A 17,522-nucleotide genomic window follows, 5' to 3' on the forward strand; every position below is an offset into this window, starting at 1 on the left:
GTGGTCGCGCTCGAGGTTGTCCAGCACGCTGTTCAGGTCGCCCGGCACCTGCGCGACATCGGCCTGCTCCTCGGGCGGCAGCTCGTAGAGGTCCTTGTCGATCGGCTCCGGCGGCTCGATCTTGTTGCGCACACCGTCGATACCGGCCATCAGCATCGCGGCGAAGGCCAGGTACGGGTTACCGGAGGAGTCCGGGCAGCGGAACTCGATGCGCTTGGCCTTCGGGCTGTCGCCGGTGATCGGGATGCGCACGCATGCCGAGCGGTTACGCTGCGAGTACACCAGGCTGACCGGGGCCTCGAAGCCCGGCACCAGGCGGCGGTAGGAGTTGATCGTCGGGTTGGTGAACGCCAGCAGGCTCGGGGCATGCGTGAGGATGCCGCCGATGTAGTGGCGCGCCGTGTCGGACAGGCCCGCGTAGCCGGACTCGTCGTGGAACAGCGGCACGCCGTCCTTCCACAGGGACTGGTGGCAGTGCATGCCGGAGCCGTTGTCACCGAAGAGCGGCTTCGGCATGAAGGTGGCCGACTTGCCTTCCTCCCATGCCGTGTTCTTCACGATGTACTTGAACAGCTGCAGGTCGTCGCCGGCGTGCAGCAGGGTGTTGAACTTGTAGTTGATCTCGGCCTGGCCCGCGGTACCGACCTCGTGGTGCGCGCGCTCGACGGTGAGGCCGGCCTCCTCGAGCTTGAGGCTGATCTTGTCACGCAGGTCCGCGTAGTGGTCGACCGGCGGGACGGGGAAGTAACCACCCTTGAAGCGGGTCTTGTAACCGCGGTTGCCGCCTTCCTCGTCACGGCCGGTGTTCCACCAGCCCTCGATCGAGTCGATCTCGTGGAACGACGCGTTCTCCGAGTGGGAGAAGCGCACCGAGTCGAAGACGTAGAACTCGGCCTCCGGGCCGAAGAACGCGAGGTCGGCGATGCCGGACTCGGCGATGTAGTCCTCGGCCTTCTTCGCGATGTTGCGCGGGTCACGGCTGTAGGGCTCGCGCGTGAACGGGTCGTGCACGAAGAAGTTCATCATCAGCGTCTTCTCCGTGCGGAACGGGTCGAGGCGCGCGGTGTACGGGTCGGGCAGCAGCAGCATGTCCGACTCGTGGATCTCCTGGAACCCGCGCACCGACGAGCCGTCGAAGGCGAGGCCGTTGGTGAAGGTCTCGTTGTCGAAGGAGGAGGCAGGCACGGTGAAGTGCTGCATGACGCCGGGCAGGTCACAGAACCGGACGTCGATGAACTTCACTCCCTCGTCGGAGATGAAGCTCAGGAGGTCTTCTGGGGACTTGAACACGCTTGTTCGCTCCTTAAGTCTTGCTGTGCACGTGTGGCCGACTGCGGCGGTCCGACCGGCGGGCGCTTGCACCCCGCGTGTGCCTATCTGGGTACTGACGCTAAGCGGGCGGTGTTGCCCCACCGTCACTCGTATGTTTCGCCGGTGTTAACGATTCGCGGCGGGGTGTCCCTGCTGGGAAATCCATGCTATGCGCTTTGCCACGTTCCGGCAGCGTCAGCGGTACCGGGTGCGGCTGCCGGAACGCGGCGGCCGGGCACCACTTATGCTGGTTACGTGGCTCGATGGACAGGTACGTGGTTGTCCGGGCCGGGGACGCTGCCCGGTGCCGCCGACGGCACCGGCCCACGCTGGCCCGGCGAGCGTCTCGGCCTGCCGGAGCGGGGCGTCGGCGCTGTGGCCGGTGGTGGCAGGCGGGTCGCCGGGCTGCTGCTCGACTGGCTCGCGGCGGGGCTGATCGCCTCGCTGTTCGTGCCGCCTCCGCTCTATGACGTCGCCGCTGCGCAGGCGCAGACCGTCGGGTACGAGTACCAGGTGGCCGCGGTACTGCTCTGGTTCGTGCTCACGGTCCCGTCCGCTGCGTTGTTCGGGTTCACACCCGGTATGGCCGCCGCGGGGATCCGGGTGGGCCGGCTGGACGGTGCGAGCAGGGTCGGTGCCTGGCGGGCCGTCGTGCGGTGGGTGCTGACGTTCCTGTTGATCCCCCCGGCCATCCGCAACGTCGATGGCCGGGGGCTGCACGACCGGACTACCGACACCGTGGTCGTGCGGATGCGCTGAATGACGCTTTCAGCGCGCCTCGTGGGCTGGAAGCGTCATTCAGCGCACCTACTTGCGGCGCATCGTGCGTTGGACGTTGCGCATCTTCGCGCCTGCGGGCTGCGGGCCCTTCGGCATCGCGGCGCGGTTGTTACCCAGGGCCGCGAGCTTGGCCTCGAGGGCATCCACCTGCTTGCCCTTCAGGTTCCGTGGCAGCTTCATCAGGCGGCGCTGCAGCTTGCGCAGCGGCACCTGACCCTCGTCGTTGCCGATGACGAAGTCGTAGATGGGCACGTCACCGACGAGGCGGGAGATGCGCTTCTTCTCCTGCGCGAGCAGGTTCTTCACCCGGTGCGGCGAGCCTTCGGCGACGAGGATGACCCCCGGCCCGCCGAGGACACGGTGCACGGCATCGAGCTGGGTGGTGGCGGCGACCGTGTGGGTGACGCGCCACTTGCCGCGCAGGTTGTCCAGGGCCCATGCCGCCGCGCCCGGTTGGCCGTCGGCCTTGGCGTACACCGTGCGTTGCACGCGGCGGCCGAACACGATCATGGCGGCCATCACGCCGGTGAGTATGCCGAGTGGCAACATCAACCAGGGCATGCCGGTGAGGAAGCCGAGCCCGGCGACGACACCGCCCACGACCAGGAACGCTCCGAGCATCCACGGGATGAGCGCCTTGTCCTCCTTGCGCTGCATCGTGAACGCCTGGATGATCTGGCTGAACTTCTGCTTGCGCGCCGCTCGCTTCGCGCTCCTGGCTTGCTTCTTCGCTGCTTTGTCCTGACCGGCCGCCATGCAACCCAGGATACGGCGACCGGTGGGCCTCATCGGCTGTCGGGGTGCTTTGGGAGGATGTGCTGGCGCGCAGGCGAACGCTGGTCGCGGGCGCGGCCCGCCCCGACTCGATCGTCGGGCCACACCGTGCTCACGGAGCGCGCTGAGGCGACCACGGCGCGGCGACCACGACGCCGCGCGAGACGGCGACAAGCACACGAGGGTGGAGCGGCGTGAACGACCGGGACGGTGACGGCGGCCCGCTGAGCGGGCTCGACCCCGAGCAGCGGGCGGCTGCGACCGCGCCTCGGGGTCCGGTGTGCGTGCTGGCGGGTGCCGGTACGGGTAAGACACGTACGATCACGCACCGGATCGCCTATCTCGTCCGGCAGGGCCATGTCAGCGCGGGCCAGGTGCTTGCCGTGACCTTCACCGCGCGCGCGGCGGGGGAGCTGCGCAACCGGCTCCGGCATCTCGGTGTCGAGGGCGCGCAGGCGCGGACCTTCCACGCGGCGGCGCTGAAGCAGCTGCGCTACTTCTGGCCCCGGGTGGTCGGCGAGGAGCCGTGGGAGCTGCTTGACGGCAAGCTGAAGCTGGTCGGGCAGGCGGCACACCGGGTCGGGGTGTCCACCGAGCGCGACGTGCTTCGCGATGTGGCCTCGGAGATCGAGTGGTCGAAGGCATCACTGGTCGGGGTGGAGGACTACGCGGCTGTGACGGCCCGGCTGCGCAGGGACCTTCCGGCGCCCGCTGCCAAGATCGGCGAGGTGTACGCGGCCTACGAGGAGTTGAAGAGCAGCAGGCGGTTGCTCGACTTCGACGACCTCCTGCTGCACACCACGGCAGCGATCGAGCAGCACAGGTCGGTTGCCGAGGAGTTCCGGCAGCGATACCGGTGCTTCGTCGTCGACGAGTACCAGGACGTGACGCCCCTCCAGCAGCGCCTGCTCGAGGCATGGCTCGGTGGCCGTGACGACATCACCGTGGTCGGTGATGCCAACCAGACCATCTACTCCTTCGGTGGTGCCTCGCCGCAGCCGCTGCTCGAGTTCACGCGCAGGTACCCGGATGCCACGGTCGTGCGGCTCGAGCGTGACTACCGCTCGACACCCCAGGTGGTGTCGCTGGCCAACAGCGTGATCGCCGGGGCGCGGGCGCGCCCGGCCGCGGCACGGCTGCGGTTGGTCGGGCAGCGACAGGCCGGACCGGAACCGGTGTTCAACGAGTTCGACGACGAGCCCGCGGAGGCCGATGCGGTCGCGCGCCGGATCCGCGAGCTGGTCGACAGTGGTGTACCCGCCAGCGAGATCGCTGTACTGTACCGCGTCAATGCCCAGTCGGAGTCCTACGAGCGGGCGCTGGCCGAAGTCACGGTGCCGTACGTGATCCGTGGGGGCGAGAGGTTCTTCTCGCGGCGCGAGGTGCGTGCGGCGTTGACGGCGCTACGGTCTGCCGCGGGCGAGGGCCCCGAGCACTCTGCCGATGCCGGCGCGCCCGCCGACGTGGCCGGCGCGGTGCGTGCCGTCCTCGAGCCGCTCGGGCTGACCACCGAACCCCCGCAGGGCGCCACAGCCAGGGAACGGTGGGACGCGCTGGCCGCGCTCGCCGAGCTCGCGAGGGACTTCGCAGCCTCGGCGAGCGAGCCGTCGCTCGGTGGATTCGTCGCCGAGCTGGAGCACCGGGCCTCGGCGCAGCACCCGCCGACCGTCGAGGGCGTCACGCTCACCTCGCTGCACGCGGCCAAGGGACTGGAATGGGACGCCGTGTTCCTCGTGGGGCTGACCGACGGCACGATGCCCATCCAGCACGCCGAGGGCTCCGACTCGGCGATCGAGGAGGAACGTCGCCTGCTCTATGTAGGGCTCACCCGTGCGCGCGAGCATCTGTGGCTGTCGTGGTCGCTTGCACGGAACCCTGGAGGGCGGCGCAGCAGGCGGCGCAGCCGGTTCCTGCGCGGTGTCGCGCCCGATGATCAGCCCGGTCCCGGGGCCGACGGCCGTACCAGGGGCAAGAAGGGGCGCGCGAAAGCGGGCTGCCGGGTCTGTGGTTCGCGACTGGCCGAGCCTGCCGAGGTATCGGCAGGTAGGTGTGCGCAATGTCCATCCGATGTGGATGAAGAGTTGCTCGCGCGGTTGAAGGAGTGGCGCGGCAGGCGCGCACGGGAGCTGAGCGTGCCCGCCTATGTGGTCTTCACCGACGCCACGCTGGTCGCGATAGCCGAGCAACGCCCGGCCGACGACCGCGGTCTCGTGGCGATCCCCGGGATCGGCGCGACCAAGCTCGAGCGGTTCGGGGCCGACGTTCTCGAACTGGTGCGTGGCGACGGTGCATCCGCCGCATCCGCCTCCTCGGCCGCGCACGACTGATCGCTCGAGGAAGACATCCCGCGGACCCCGGATCCGGAAAATAGGTTGCCGCCGCCCACCTGCCCCGGATAACCTGCGGTTGTCGGGTTGAACGCCCGTACGACAAGATCGCTCTGCGGTTGGCGCGTGTGCCGGGAACGGCTGGGGTGCCGACCGGCGGGCAGTCGCCACGAGTGAGATGACGAGGAGGTGATACGCGATGAGGTTGCCCTTCGGCCCGCGTATCACCGGCCACATGCGTTCCACGATCCGTCGTGGGCCTGTTGGCGCGCCCGTCGCTGGGGAAAGCATCGCGCTCGTGCGTGTGCTTGATCGACTCCGCGGCCGCGCCGCTGGGGAGCATGTCGCGGCGGCGCCGGTCGTCGCCGCGGGTGACGTGTTCAAGCGTAACCAGCGAGGCCGAGTTGGCGTGACGGAAGTTCCGTTGTCCGTGAATGAGCGATGTCCCTGACAGAGACCAGTCAGGGTGCAGGCTCACAAAGGCCGCGGAACCGTCACACGGTCCGCGGCCTTTTTGCTGTTCGCAGGCCGGAGTCAGCAGCAATCGCCAGCAACTTCCTGACAAGGATTAAGGAGAAAGCAGCCATGTCATCGGCACCCGCATTCGCCCCGTCAGGGGCGTTCGCGATACCCGAGGAACTGGCCGACGAGTGCACGTTGCCGTGCCGAACGGGGGATCCGGACCTGTGGTTCGCCGAGTCGCCGTCCGTGCTGCAGCAGGCCAAGCAGCTGTGCGCCGGTTGCCCGGTGCGCGAGCCCTGCCTGGCAGGGGCGATCGAACGTCAGGAACCCTGGGGTGTCTGGGGTGGAGAGATCTTTGATCGTGGGGTCGTGGTCTCGCGCAAGCGGGGTCGTGGTCGGCCTCCCAAGAGCGGCTCCCCGGCTGGACAGGGGACAGCCGCATGAGAGTCGGGAGATCACATGAACCAGTTGGATGAACAGGCGGCGATGGCCCGATGGCGGGAGCGCGTCGCCGAAGGAGGCATGCTGGAGGCGGCGAGCGGTAACCGGCGGGCTCGCAACCGGGAGCGAGCCGTCCGGTTCTGGAACGCGCTCGCGGCGTTCGCCGCTCGGCGTGCCGAGTCCGCACGGCGGGTCGGGGGTGCTCGGGTATCGGCTCACGCGGCGTCCGGGCACGACATGGCCGTCACGGGCACGGCATACACCCGGGGGCGTGGCCGGTGAGCCGCGGCCAGGAACGCCGAGCAGATCTCGCGCAGGATGTGTGTGCGGCCGGCCGCGTCATGGGCCGCGTGACGTAGCGACGCGGCCGGGGTGCGCACGACAGTCACCCCGGCCGCGCCGAGAGCGAGGTCGTCCCTCGTCGGGCTGCCGTGCTCGCCGTCGGTGATCAACCAGGCCAGGGCGACCTCGCCCCACCACGCGTGTACGTGGGCGAGCCTGCGGGTGCCGTGCCCGTACACGGTCACGTTCCACATCGGAAGTGGCAGCGGCGCGTCGCGCAGCACCGCTCGGGCGGGACCGCGCGGGTGCGCCTGCTCGCAGGCGGCGAGCTCGCGCAGCGCGGTCCGTACGGCGGACGAGCCGCGCTGGTTACCCGCGTCGAGCTCGTAGCGGAGTTGCTCGGGCGTAGCCAGACCGGCGTCGGTGACCAGGGCGAGGAGCCGGTGCAGCTCGGCGGCCTCCGGTGTGGTCCGCGCCAGGTCGGTCGCGGCACGCGTCGGCGGGGCGAACGGGAGTCCGCCCGCGACCTGTGGGCGCGGTGGTCGTGAGCTGCGCTCGACGGCGACGAAGCCGGTGGCCACCGGCCGCTTGTCCGGGGGAACGATCAGGCGGACCGGACCGGCTGCCGGTACGTCGAGGCCGTGGGCGCGCAGCGCGTCGGCGCCGGTGATGACCGCACGCGGCCCACCGATGGCGACGGCGGCACGCAGCCGCTGGCGGCGCGTCGGCGGGCCGCTACCCAGCAGGATCACGCCGGGTAGCAACCGTAGCCAGGGACCGCCGGGGCGGCAGCGGTACGCGATGGTGCTCTTCGGTACACCCAGCTCGCGGAGGGTGGCTGTGGTGGCGACTCCGTCGGGGGCGGCCTGCCGGATCGCGCGCCGGCTGGGACACGTGGATCGAACCATGCGCCGATCGTCGCGCCGCTCGAGCCCGCGTGGGACGCGTTCGCCGATTCTGTGGACAACTGCGCCGGCCAACGGTGACTCGGTCCAGGTAGCCGCCGCGCTGTGCACACCCCGCCCGTCGGAGCCCGGCTCGCACCGAGTCAGGTCTCGGGTGGCAGGAAACCGGGAATCCACCGTTCGGCGATCGCGCGGATGGGAAACTCCGCCTCGAGCTGGCAGAGGATACCGGTGTTACCGGCGGCGGCGCGATGGATCATCAGGTACTCGGCCGGCAGGTTCAGCGACCGCGCGGTCTGAAAGTCCGAGCCGCGTGCGTCACCGACCCGCGTCGCCTGCTTCTGCATCCAGCGGCGGGTGAAGCGGAACGTTGTGCCTGCGAGCGGCTCGCTGAACGGTGCGAGGTAGGCCAGCACGTCGTCGGCAGCGACATCGGTGTCCGGCCGGACGAACCGGTGCGCGCGCAGGGCGGCCATCAGCTCAGCGGGACGTTCCTCGAGCGCGAGCCTGGTGATCGCGCCGAGCCCGTACGGGATGCCGTCCGGCAACCGAAGGCAGGCGCCGAAGTCGATGACGCACAGGCGGTTGTCGTCGGTGACCATGAAGTTGCCCGGATGCGGGTCCGAGTGCATGCGACTGGCACGGGCGGGAGCGGAGTACAGGAACTCGGTCAGCAACCTACCGGCCTCGTTGCGCCGCGCATGCTCGCCATCGGCGATGATCGCCGAAAGCGGGGTGCCCGTGACCCACTCGGTGACGATGACCTTCGGCGCGCTCGCGACGACCCGTGGCACGACGAACTCGGGGTCGTCCGCGAATGCGGTGGCGAACGCTCGCTGATGCTCGGCCTCGATACGGTAGTCGAGCTCTTCATCCATGCGGTCGGCGAGCTCGTTCAGCAGCGGCTTCACCTCGGTGCCCGGAACGATGGCCTGGATCAGCCTGCTGAACCGCATGAGCTGTCGCAGGTCGCTGCGCAGGGCTTCGTCGGCGCCCGGGTACTGGATCTTCACGGCGACCTCGCGACCGTCGTGCCACACGGCGCGATGAACCTGCCCGATGCTCGCCGCGGCCATCGGTTCGTCGCCGAATTCGGCGAACCGGCGTCGCCAGGACGTGCCGAGCTGCTCGGTCAGCACGCGACGGGCCTGCCGTGTCGACATGGGCGGCGCCGCGGTCTGCAGCTTGGTGAGCGCCTCACGGTACGGCGCCGCGTAGGCGTCCGGGATCGCCGCCTCGAACACGCTGAGGACCTGCCCGAACTTCATCGCGCCACCCTTGAGCGTGCCGAGCACGTCGAACAGCTGCTCGGCGGCGCGGGCGGAGAGCTCGGCATTGACCTCATCGGAGTGCCGCCCGCCGAGTCGCCGCCCCCAGCCACTGACGGCGCGACCGGCGATGCCCAGAGGCAGGCTGGCGAGCTTGGCCGTGCGCGCCGCGGAGGTGTGCGGAAGCGTGCGCTCGCCTTCCTCGACACTGTCGTCAGGTTCGGTCACAACCTCGATTCTGCCTTCTCGGCGGCGATGCGCCCAGGAGGGATACACACTGCATGGATACACCCGGCATCGTGGTGGCCGTTGCCGGGTGCGGATCCTCCGGCGTGCGGTCGGCGCTGTGGCGCGCTGCTCACCGTCTGGTGCGGCACCCGCAACGTGCGTGCGGCTGCCAGGTACGCTGCCGCAGCCGGCCGCCGAAGACGTCCAGCTCCAGGGTGGTGTTCCAGGTAGGGCACGGCTCGTGGTCGGACCACAGGGTGCGAACCGCCTGGCCGACCGCCAGTGCTGCGACCGCCCTGGTGCTGACCGGCCCCGCGGGGCGGGGCAGGCCTGCGAGCCGGCCGGCGACCCACGGCCAGCCGCTGTCCCGTTCGGCGCGATGCAGGTCGGCGCAGTGCAGGCAGCTCGTCCTGCCGGGTACGACGAGGGGACCGACGATGCCGGTGCCGTCGCGCACGCGGACGGGCAGGTGCGGTATCCGCTCGCTCATGAGCCGGTGTACCAGTTCGGGCGAGGGCACCTCCGCGTCGGTGATCACGGCCAGGTCGGGATACCGGTCCGACGGCACGGGCGCGGTCTCGGTCGTGGGGTTGGCGTCCCGGACGGCGTCGACGACGGCCGCGTGCCGCGGGCGCCCGAGATCCCCCGACCGGTCGCCGCGGGTGACGTCGGCGGTGGCCATCGTCCCCGTGGTTTCGACGGCGACGTGTCCGATGCCCGCGGTGGCGAGTCCGGTGGCGACCGCCCGGCAGAGTGGTCCGTCCCCGTGCACGAGCATCATGCTGTGCGCGCAGCGCTCGGGGAGACCGGCACCACCGAGTGGCCGTGTCCCGGATACTCGCGTTCCCCACAGTGCGGTGTCGGAGGGGCAGCCGTGCGGGATGTGGTGCGTGGCGGCGTCGTCGACGAGGCCACGTTCGGTGAGCTCGGTCAGTACTCGACGTAGCTGCGCACGGTCCGTTGTATCCAGCTCCGCGAGCAGAGCGGTCAGGCCGTTGGTGCCGTCGAGGGCACAGAGCACGGCGGCCAATCCGGACGAGACCCCACTGATCACCACGGCGTGGCGCGGATCGAGCCCGACCTGCAACTCGGTGTCTCCGCGCCGGAACGCCCCGATGCCGGGCACCAGCCGCGGTCTGCTCGGCAGCCGGGTGCCGGCTTGTGTCGGGTGAGTTCCGGTGTGCTGTGCGTTCGTCATCACCCCGGATGGTGCATGCTCCCGGCGAACGTCCTGCCCGGCAACCTGCGGGTTGTCCACACTCCGGCGCGCGAGCGTTACGGAGGTACAGGGCAGGTACCGGGCAGGTACAGCACAACCGCACATCCGGGGGAAGTCGTGGTGGCTCTTCGGATGCGTTCCGGTGGAGCTGTCATGGGCGCGTCGTAGTGTGGGGACGTGCCTGACTCGCCCAACCCCAGAATCGGCCCCAGAACCGGCTCCAGTACGACAAGCGCCGCTGCTCCGTCGGCCACCCGGGTCGAGGTCCGGCGCAGCAAGCGCCGCCGCCGTACCGTCTCGGCATACATGGATGGCGGCACCATGGTGGTGCTGATCCCGGACCGGATGTCCCGCACGGAGGAGCAGCACTGGGTCGCCGAGATGGAACGCAAGTTGCTGCGCAGCGCGAAACGGAAGGCCTCGCCCGCGCGCGAGTCGGATGAGGCGCTGATGGCGCGTTGCCGCGAGCTGAGCCTGCGGTACCTGGACGGCACCTGCGAGCCGGCGAGCGTGCGATGGGTGGCGCCGATGCGCACCAGGTGGGCCTCGTGTACCCCCACGCAGGGCACCATCCGCGTCAGCGAGCGGCTCCGCGACGTACCCGCGTGGGTACTGGACTACGTGCTCGTGCACGAGCTCGCTCACCTGCGGGTTTCCGCGCACGACGCCGAGTTCTGGGCGTTGTGCGGCCGCTACCCGAAGACCGAGCGTGCGATCGGCTACCTCGAGGGGCTCTCGGCTGCCGCAGGCTTGGGCATCACGGGTGTGGACGACGAATCCGCAGCAGAACCCGACGCCGGCCCCGCAACCGGCACCGACGGCGAGCGCCCGGCGTGACCGGTCAGCGCGCCTCGCCGCCCTGTTCGCCGCCCTGGTCGCCGCCCTGGCTGCCCTGGTCGCCGTCATCGCCGTCGCCGGGTGCCGGGCCGCCGGTGTCCTGCTCGCCGGTGCCGGAATCCTCCACCGGGCCGCCCGCGTCCTGCTCGGTGCGCAGCAACTCGGCCATGGGGTCCATGTCCGCGTGCTCGCCCTGCCCGAGCCGCTCGGCGAACTCCTCGGGATTGTCGAGGTCATCGGCGGTGGGGATGAGGTCGGGATGGGCCCACAGCCCGTCACGCTTGCTCATCCCGTGACGCAGGCCGACCTGGCTCCACAGCGAGGAGGCCGCGCGGAGCTTGCGCGGCCGCAGCTCCAGTCCGACCAGCGTGGCGAAGGTCTGCTCGGCGGGACCACCGGTGGCGCGCCTGCGGCGCAGCGTCTCGCGCAGCGCCTCGGCACCGGGCAGCCGGTCGCCGATGGCCTCGGCGACCACGACGTCGACCCAGCCCTCGACGAGTGCCAGTAGCGTTTCCAGGCGGGTCAGCGCGACCTGCTGCTCCGCCGAGGTTTGCGGTTCGAACAGGCCGGAGGACATGGCTTCCTCGATACTCGCCGGGTTCGACGGGTCGATCTTGCTGGCCAGCTGCTCGATGGCCGCGGTGTCGACCGTGATGCCGTGCGCGAACTCCTCGACGGTGTCCAGCAGCCGCTGGCGCAGCCACGGCGCGTGCGCGAACAGGCGCTGGTGCGCCGCCTCGCGCGCGGCCAGGAAGACCAGTACCTCGCTGCTCGGTCGTTCGAGCCCCTCGGTGAACTTCTCGATGTTCGCGGGCAGCAGTGCGGACGTGGCGTCCGGGCCGAGCGGCAGACCGACCTCGGTCGAGGTCAGCACGTCCGCGCCGAGCTGGGCGAGCGCGTTACCGAGCTGCGAGCCGAAGGCCATCCCACCCATCTGGTCGACCATCGACAGCAGCGGCCCCGCGGCCTGCTTCGCCTCCTCCGGCAGCGCGCCAGTCCACGCGCTGGCGATCTGCTTGGCGACCGGGTCGCACAGCCGCTGCCAGGTCGGCAGGGTCTTCTCCACCCAGTCCCCTGCCGACCAGGCCTCGGTGCTCGTCGCGCCCGCTGGCAGCGTGGTGGCCGCGTCGAGCCACAGCTCGGCCAGATGCGCGGAATCACGAACGGCCTTGGCCGAGTCCGCGGACACCGATGTGCTGGTGAACCCCACCTGCTTGCCACCTTCGCCTGCCAGGCGTTGCATGGCGATCTGTTTGGCGAGGTCGTAGTTGACCGGCCCACTCGACTGCCCTGCCTGGCTGAGCATCTGCCCGAGCTGGCTGAGCATCTGCCCGAGTTGGCTGAACGGATCGGAACCTTGCGACTGCTGCCCGGACTGGTCGGACGGATCGTTCTCGCCGTATCGATCGGGGTCCGGCATGCCGAAACCGAACGGGGGGTTGCTCATACCTCCACGGTACGCGGTACGGCGGGACCGGTGTGCCGGACGTCGGGTCTCCGCGCGGGCGCTACGTCACCTGTCGGCGAACGCATCGACGAGGCCGAGATGCCGCGCCGTAGGCTGTGCGTTGTGAGCGATTCGGAGGAACGGCACGAGCACACCCGGGCAGCAGGCCAGCAGCAGGGTCAAGTGGACGAGACGCTGCGTGACCCGTACGGCGACCCGTACGCGCCCGCCCAGCGGCGCGACCGCCGCACCCTGTCCCGGCGCGGATGGACGTTGCTGCTCAGCGCGTTGCTCGCCGCGGCGTTCGCCGCGGTCGGGTTCACGGTCAGCGTCCCCTACGTCGCCCTCGGTCCCGGCCCGCTGTACGACACCCTCGGGGAGGTCGAGGGGGAACCGGTGATCTCCTTCCACGACGAGGACGGCGAGGACGTGGCCGACGAGCTCGCGCACGATACGTCCGGCACGCTGAGCCTGACGACCGTGTCGGTAGCAGACGACGTGACCATGTTCAACGCGCTCGTCAGGTGGGCCAGCGGCGAGTACGCGCTGGCGCCGCGGGAGCAGTACTTCCGGCCGGGAGTTCCCGAGGAGGAGATCAGGGAAGAGAACATTGCGCAGTTCGAGAACTCGCAGAGTGCCGCGGAGTCGGCGGCGCTGGGCCTGCTCGGTTACCCGACCGACGTGTTCGTGCAGGAGGTACTGCCGGACCAGCCCGCCGACGGGGTCCTGCCCGCGAACGCCGAGCTGCTCAGCATCGAGGGCGCGCCTGTGGAGACGGTGCAGGACGTCCACGACGAGCTCGAGGGCTCCCGGCCCGGACAGACCATCGACGTGACGTTCCGCGAGCACGACGAGGACGGCGGCGAGGTCGGCGATGAGCAGTCCGTGCCCCTCGAGCTGGGCGAGCGGGACGACCGTGAGCAGGGTTTCATGGGTGTGACGCTGAGCGAGCGCGCCGATGTGGACTTCACCGTCGACTTCACGCTTGCCGACGTGGGTGGCCCGTCGGCAGGCGTGATGTTCGCACTCGCGATCGTCGACCGGATGACGGAGGACGATCTGGTCGGCGACAGGCATGTCGCCGGCTCCGGGGAGATCAACGCGACCGGGGACATCGGACCGATCGGCGGCATCGGGTTCAAGATCGAGGCTGCCGACGATGCCGGGGTCGACGCCTTCCTGGTTCCCGAGCAGAACTGTGCCGAGGCCGCGGCCGCCGACCCCGAGAACATGGTGCTGATGGAGGTCGGCTCGCTGTCCGAGGCCGTCGACGCGCTCGAGGCACACAGTGCCGGCCGGGACGTGCCGACATGCCGGGAGTGAGGTCCGGGCCCCGCGCCTGAGGACGGCGCCCTGCCGGGGAATGGGGCGTCAGGGCTGCAGCGTCGCCTCGAGGGCGCGGAGCAGGTTCGGCGCCAGGTCCGGGTGTTCGATGACCTCGTCGACGGGGAACTGGTCACCACCGGCATCCCGGTCCCGCGCGCTGTCGTCCGCATCCGCCGACGAGCGCAGGCGCATGACGCAGGCGTGCGTCCCGTCCCGGGTGACGGCCGCGACCAGGCGGGCCTCGGTCCGGCGGGGGTGGTCGGCGGCCGCGCGGCGCAACCGCTCGTCGTCCTCCTGCCCGCCTCCTGTCGAGCCGCCGCTGTCCACGCTGCTTCCGGCGCCCGTGCCGGGCAGGTCCCCTTCCGCGTCCGGGGGCAGCACGATGATCTCCTGCGCGAGTGCGCAGCCGTGCACCGTCTCCGGCCAGACAATGCCCGCGAGGGCCTCGGCGAGGTCGGAGTCCGGCAGTGACTCCTGCGCGACCGGGGTCAACGCGGCATGCGTGTCCAGCTGGTCCTCGAGCTCGGGTTGCTTGGCAAGCAGGCTCGCGGTGTCGACGAGGGCGAACAGCTGCACGGGCTGGTTCCACCCGCCGGCGGCGAGGAACTCCTCGACCTCCCGTGCCGCGCTGGCCACACTGGTATCGACGCTCGCGTCGGGCGTGTCGGGCGCATCAGGCTCTGCCATGCCCCCATACTGCCAGTGCGGTGGTCGGCGCGAGCGCGACCCGGTTGGGGGCGGCAATGGATAATCCGTACAGTTGAACGATATAGAGGCGCAGCGGCGTAGCAGCGCGCCGGCCCGCTACGATACTCGGACAAAACAGACACAGGAGCGTGTGCCGTGGCCACCAGGCCCCCTGTCAGCATGCCGCAGCTGAGCAAGCGAAGCCGGTTCCTCCTCATCCTCGGCGGTCTCGTCGTGCTGGCCTTGCTGGCCGGAACGAGACTGATCGACACCTATGTCAACTGGTTGTGGTTCGGTGAGGTCGAGGCGCGGTCGGTGTTCAGTACGATCCTGGTCACCAGGATCGCGATGTTCTTCGCCGTCGCGATCGCCGTCGGGGGCATCGTTTGGCTCAGCCTGTACCTGGCGTATCGCAGCCGCCCGGTGTTCGTGCCCGTCGCCGCCGAGGACGATCCGATGGCGCGGTACCGCACCACCATCATCGGCAGGGCGATGCTGTTCGGGATCGGCATCTCGGCGATCATCGGTCTGATCGCCGGGGCGACGGCGCAGGCGGACTGGTCGATGGTGCGGCTGTTCTTCGGCGGTACCGAATTCGGGCAGACCGACCCCGAGTTCGGCCGTGACATCGGGTTCTACGCGTTCAGCCTGCCCTTCTGGAACTGGCTGGTGAGCCTGGGGCTTGTGGTGAGTGCGATCGCGTTCATCGCCGCGGCCGTCGTGCACTACGTGTTCGGTGGTATCCGGTTCGGGGGTGGCACGGGCAAGCTCGGCTACTTCAGCAACGCGGCGAAGGTCCAGCTGGCGATCACGGCGGGGATCTTTGTGCTGATCAAGGCTGTCGACTACTTCCTCGACCGCTACGACATACTCCTGTCGGACCGCAACGACGTGTTCATGGGTGCGACCTACACGGACCTGCACGCGGTGCTGCCCGCCAAGCTGATCCTCACCAGCATCGCGGTGTTCTGCGCGCTGGCCCTGTTCGCCGGGGCCGTGCTGCGCAACCTGCAGCTGCCCGCGATCGCGCTCGTGCTGTTGTTGCTCTCCGGTGTCGTGGTCGGCGCGGCCTGGCCCGCCCTGCTCGAGCGCTTCTCGGTGCAGCCGAACCAGATCGAGAAGGAAGCCGAGTCCATCGAGCGCAATATGGCGGCCACACGGGCCGCCTACGACATCAACGATGTCGAGTATATCGATTACCAGGGCACGACGGAGGCCGACGCGGACGAGGTCGCCGAGGAGATCGGCACGGTGCCCAACATCAGGCTGCTGGACCCGGCCGTGCTGCAGCGGACCTACACCCAGCTCGCCGGTCGGGAGAACTTCTACGGCTTCCCCGAGACCCTGGACATCGACCGGTACCAGCTCGACGGGGAGCTGCAGGACTACATCGTGGCGCTCAAGGAGATCAACACCGATGGTCTCGCGGAGAACCAGCAGTCCTGGATCAACCGTCACATGGTTTACACGCACGGCAACGGTTTCGTGGCCGCGCCCGCGAACCGGATCGACCGGGCCGTCGGCGGGGAAGGCAGCGATGGTGGCTTCCCCCTGCTGGGCACCAGCGATACCGAATCGCCGGAGGGCAGTGGTGTCGAGGTCGACCAGCCGCGGGTCTACTACGGCGAACTGGTGACCGACTACGCGATCCTGGGTGAGTCCGGGCCCGGTGAGTACGACACCGCCGACGCGCGCGACTACAACTACCAGGGTGAGGGTGGCGTCCCGGTCGACAACATCTTCCACCGCTCGGTCTTCTCGGCGTTCTACGGTGAGCGGAACATCCTGTTCACCGGGGAGATCGGTGAAGGCTCGAAGATCATGTACAAGCGGGACCCGGTGGAACGGGTTCGCGACATCGCGCCGTGGCTGACGGTGGACGGCGATCCCTACCCCGCGGTGATCGACGGGCAGATCAAGTGGATCGTGGACGGCTACACCACCCTGGACAACTACCCGTACTCCCAGCAGCAGCCGCTGGGTGAGGTCATCGAGGACCCCATCACCGGGCTGGAACGTCCGGACCAGAACACGATCAACTACATCCGTAACTCGGTGAAGGCCACCGTGGACGCCTACGACGGCACGGTGAACCTGTACACCAACGACCCGGACGATCCGGTCCTGCAGGCCTGGAAGAACGTCTTCCCCGGCCTGGTCAACCCGGAGGACGAGATCTCGAGCGAGCTGCGCGAGCACTTCCGCTACCCCTCGGACATGTTCAAGGTGCAGCGGGAGCTGCTGACCCGGTACCACGTGGAGAGCCCGCAGCAGTTCTACTCCACGAACATGTTCTGGGACGTGCCGCCGGACCCCACGACCGAGGAAGAGGAGGAGCAGCCTCCGTACTACATCCTGGCCGACACACCGGGCTTCGAGGGGCCGACCTTCCAGCTCACCAGCCCGTTGACGCCGCTGCGCAGGCAGTACCTGGCCGCGTGGATGTCGGTGTCGTCCGATCCGGAGACCTACGGGCAGATGAAGGTGCTGCGGCTGCCGCCCACCGACGAGACGAAGCAGACCGAGGGGCCGGTCCAGGTGCAGAACCGGTTCGACAGTGACCCGAGGGTCGCCCAGGACCGCACGCTGTTCCAGAACCCGAACATCAACGTCGTCTACGGCAACCAGCTGACCCTGCCCCTCGCAGGCGGCTTCCTCTACGTCGAGCCCCTCTACATCGAACAGACCGGGGAGAACGCGTTCCCGCAGCTGGCACGCGTGCTGGTCGCCTTCGGTGACCGGGTGGGCTTCAAGCCGACGCTCGAGGGAGCGATGGAGCAGGTGTTCGGTGAGGGCCTCGGCGATGTGGTGACCAGCCCGGAGGAAGGGCCGACCGACATCGATGTGCCGGAGGGTGACTCCGGGGAGGAACCGGCCGAGGAGTCGGAGGGCTCCGAGGAGGAGGCCCCCGAGGAGGAGCAGACCGAGGCCACACCGGATATGCAGCAGGCCGCTGCGGACATGCAAGCCGCGTGGCAGCGGTACCAGGAGGCCCAGCGCAACGACGACTACGCAGCGCAGGGCGAGGCGCTGGCCGAGCTGGACCAGGCGGCGCAGCGTTACGAGCAGGCGCGGAGCGATGCCGGTGCCGAGGGTGCCGGCCAGCCGGGTGGCTGAGGACGCTCCACTCCTGCGCTCCGGCCCGGGACAACCGTGGTGGCCGCACGTGCGGCCACCACGGTTGTCGTTCGGGGACCCCCCGTGTAGGGGCGCCGGGGCGCCGGGGTA

General features: G+C 69.6%; 14 protein-coding genes. 7 read left to right on the forward strand and 7 right to left on the reverse strand.

Annotated features, from left to right (window positions below):
* Positions 1 to 1,290: type I glutamate--ammonia ligase (gene glnA, locus CHB84_RS19600; RefSeq protein WP_089303133.1), on the reverse strand; the 1,290-nt coding region annotated here is incomplete at its 3' end.
* A gap of 276 nt (positions 1,291 to 1,566) precedes the next feature.
* On the opposite strand from glnA, the gene CHB84_RS19605 reads away from it, so the two are divergent.
* Positions 1,567 to 2,070, forward strand: coding sequence for an RDD family protein (locus tag CHB84_RS19605; RefSeq protein WP_089303134.1), 504 nt, complete (start codon positions 1,567 to 1,569; stop codon positions 2,068 to 2,070).
* 48 nt (positions 2,071 to 2,118) lie between these two features.
* Here CHB84_RS19605 and CHB84_RS19610 read toward each other — a convergent pair whose 3' ends face one another.
* On the reverse strand, positions 2,119 to 2,847 hold the full coding sequence (locus tag CHB84_RS19610; RefSeq protein ID WP_089303135.1) for a DUF4191 domain-containing protein: 729 nt from the start codon (positions 2,845 to 2,847) through the stop codon (positions 2,119 to 2,121).
* A gap of 212 nt (positions 2,848 to 3,059) precedes the next feature.
* Between CHB84_RS19610 and CHB84_RS19615 the strand changes: the two genes are divergently transcribed.
* The 3 genes from CHB84_RS19615 to CHB84_RS22510 all read left to right on the forward strand — a co-directional run bounded on the left by CHB84_RS19615 (position 3,060) and on the right by CHB84_RS22510 (position 6,377).
* On the forward strand, positions 3,060 to 5,192 hold the full coding sequence (locus tag CHB84_RS19615) for an ATP-dependent helicase (RefSeq protein ID WP_089303136.1): 2,133 nt from the start codon (positions 3,060 to 3,062) through the stop codon (positions 5,190 to 5,192).
* Positions 5,193 to 5,777: 585 nt separating this feature from the next.
* Positions 5,778 to 6,098 carry a WhiB family transcriptional regulator gene (locus CHB84_RS19620; protein WP_089303137.1) on the forward strand — a complete coding sequence of 107 codons (321 nt, stop codon included), beginning with the start codon at positions 5,778 to 5,780 and terminating at the stop codon, positions 6,096 to 6,098.
* 15 nt (positions 6,099 to 6,113) lie between these two features.
* Complete coding sequence (locus CHB84_RS22510) at positions 6,114 to 6,377, forward strand: hypothetical protein (protein WP_141134743.1); 264 nt, start codon at positions 6,114 to 6,116, stop codon at positions 6,375 to 6,377.
* Here CHB84_RS22510 and CHB84_RS19625 read toward each other — a convergent pair.
* The 3 genes from CHB84_RS19625 to CHB84_RS19635 form a co-directional block, all read right to left on the reverse strand.
* On the reverse strand, positions 6,311 to 7,285 hold the full coding sequence (locus CHB84_RS19625) for a hypothetical protein (RefSeq protein WP_089303138.1): 975 nt from the start codon (positions 7,283 to 7,285) through the stop codon (positions 6,311 to 6,313). The genes CHB84_RS22510 and CHB84_RS19625 overlap by 67 nt on opposite strands.
* 140 nt (positions 7,286 to 7,425) lie before the next feature.
* Entirely contained in the window at positions 7,426 to 8,778 is a 1,353-nt protein-coding gene (locus CHB84_RS19630; RefSeq protein ID WP_089303139.1) for an ABC1 kinase family protein, read from the reverse strand.
* A 130-nt stretch (positions 8,779 to 8,908) separates the two neighbouring features.
* Positions 8,909 to 9,976: a hypothetical protein gene (locus CHB84_RS19635; protein ID WP_089303163.1), complete on the reverse strand. Its 1,068-nt coding sequence runs from the start codon at positions 9,974 to 9,976 to the stop codon at positions 8,909 to 8,911.
* Positions 9,977 to 10,303: 327 nt separating this feature from the next.
* Here CHB84_RS19635 and CHB84_RS19640 point away from each other — a divergent pair, with 327 nt between their 5' ends.
* Positions 10,304 to 10,834 (forward strand): M48 metallopeptidase family protein, encoded by a 531-nt coding sequence (locus tag CHB84_RS19640; protein WP_089303140.1) that lies wholly within the window; start codon positions 10,304 to 10,306, stop codon positions 10,832 to 10,834.
* 4 nt (positions 10,835 to 10,838) lie between these two features.
* Here CHB84_RS19640 and CHB84_RS19645 read toward each other — a convergent pair whose 3' ends face one another.
* Positions 10,839 to 12,281 (reverse strand): zinc-dependent metalloprotease, encoded by a 1,443-nt coding sequence (locus tag CHB84_RS19645; protein WP_089303141.1) that lies wholly within the window; start codon positions 12,279 to 12,281, stop codon positions 10,839 to 10,841.
* A 123-nt stretch (positions 12,282 to 12,404) separates the two neighbouring features.
* On the opposite strand from CHB84_RS19645, the gene CHB84_RS19650 reads away from it, so the two are divergent.
* Positions 12,405 to 13,604 carry a YlbL family protein gene (locus CHB84_RS19650; protein WP_245818856.1) on the forward strand — a complete coding sequence of 400 codons (1,200 nt, stop codon included), beginning with the start codon at positions 12,405 to 12,407 and terminating at the stop codon, positions 13,602 to 13,604.
* Between the two features lie 48 nt (positions 13,605 to 13,652).
* Here CHB84_RS19650 and CHB84_RS19655 read toward each other — a convergent pair whose 3' ends face one another.
* Entirely contained in the window at positions 13,653 to 14,294 is a 642-nt protein-coding gene (locus CHB84_RS19655) for a PPA1309 family protein (protein ID WP_089303143.1), read from the reverse strand.
* 156 nt (positions 14,295 to 14,450) lie between these two features.
* Here CHB84_RS19655 and CHB84_RS19660 point away from each other — a divergent pair, with 156 nt between their 5' ends.
* The gene (locus CHB84_RS19660; protein WP_089303144.1) at positions 14,451 to 17,411 is read left to right on the forward strand and encodes a UPF0182 family membrane protein; all 2,961 of its coding nucleotides are present in this window, start codon (positions 14,451 to 14,453) and stop codon (positions 17,409 to 17,411) included.
* Positions 17,412 to 17,522: the final 111 nt, after the last annotated feature.

The organism is Haloechinothrix alba (assembly GCF_900188115.1).
GTDB classification, from domain to species: domain Bacteria; phylum Actinomycetota; class Actinomycetes; order Mycobacteriales; family Pseudonocardiaceae; genus Haloechinothrix; species Haloechinothrix alba.

Coding starts and splice junctions, on each gene's coding strand:
- CHB84_RS19610 (WP_089303135.1), bottom strand. CDS start 2,847: ATGGCGGCCGGTCAGGACAAAGCAGCGAAGAAGCAAGCCAGGAGCGCG.
- CHB84_RS19620 (WP_089303137.1), top strand. CDS start 5,778: ATGTCATCGGCACCCGCATTCGCCCCGTCAGGGGCGTTCGCGATACCC.
- CHB84_RS22510 (WP_141134743.1), top strand. CDS start 6,114: ATGAACCAGTTGGATGAACAGGCGGCGATGGCCCGATGGCGGGAGCGC.
- CHB84_RS19625 (WP_089303138.1), bottom strand. CDS start 7,285: ATGGTTCGATCCACGTGTCCCAGCCGGCGCGCGATCCGGCAGGCCGCC.
- CHB84_RS19635 (WP_089303163.1), bottom strand. CDS start 9,976: ATGACGAACGCACAGCACACCGGAACTCACCCGACACAAGCCGGCACC.
- CHB84_RS19640 (WP_089303140.1), top strand. CDS start 10,304: ATGGATGGCGGCACCATGGTGGTGCTGATCCCGGACCGGATGTCCCGC.
- CHB84_RS19645 (WP_089303141.1), bottom strand. CDS start 12,281: ATGAGCAACCCCCCGTTCGGTTTCGGCATGCCGGACCCCGATCGATAC.
- CHB84_RS19655 (WP_089303143.1), bottom strand. CDS start 14,294: ATGGCAGAGCCTGATGCGCCCGACACGCCCGACGCGAGCGTCGATACC.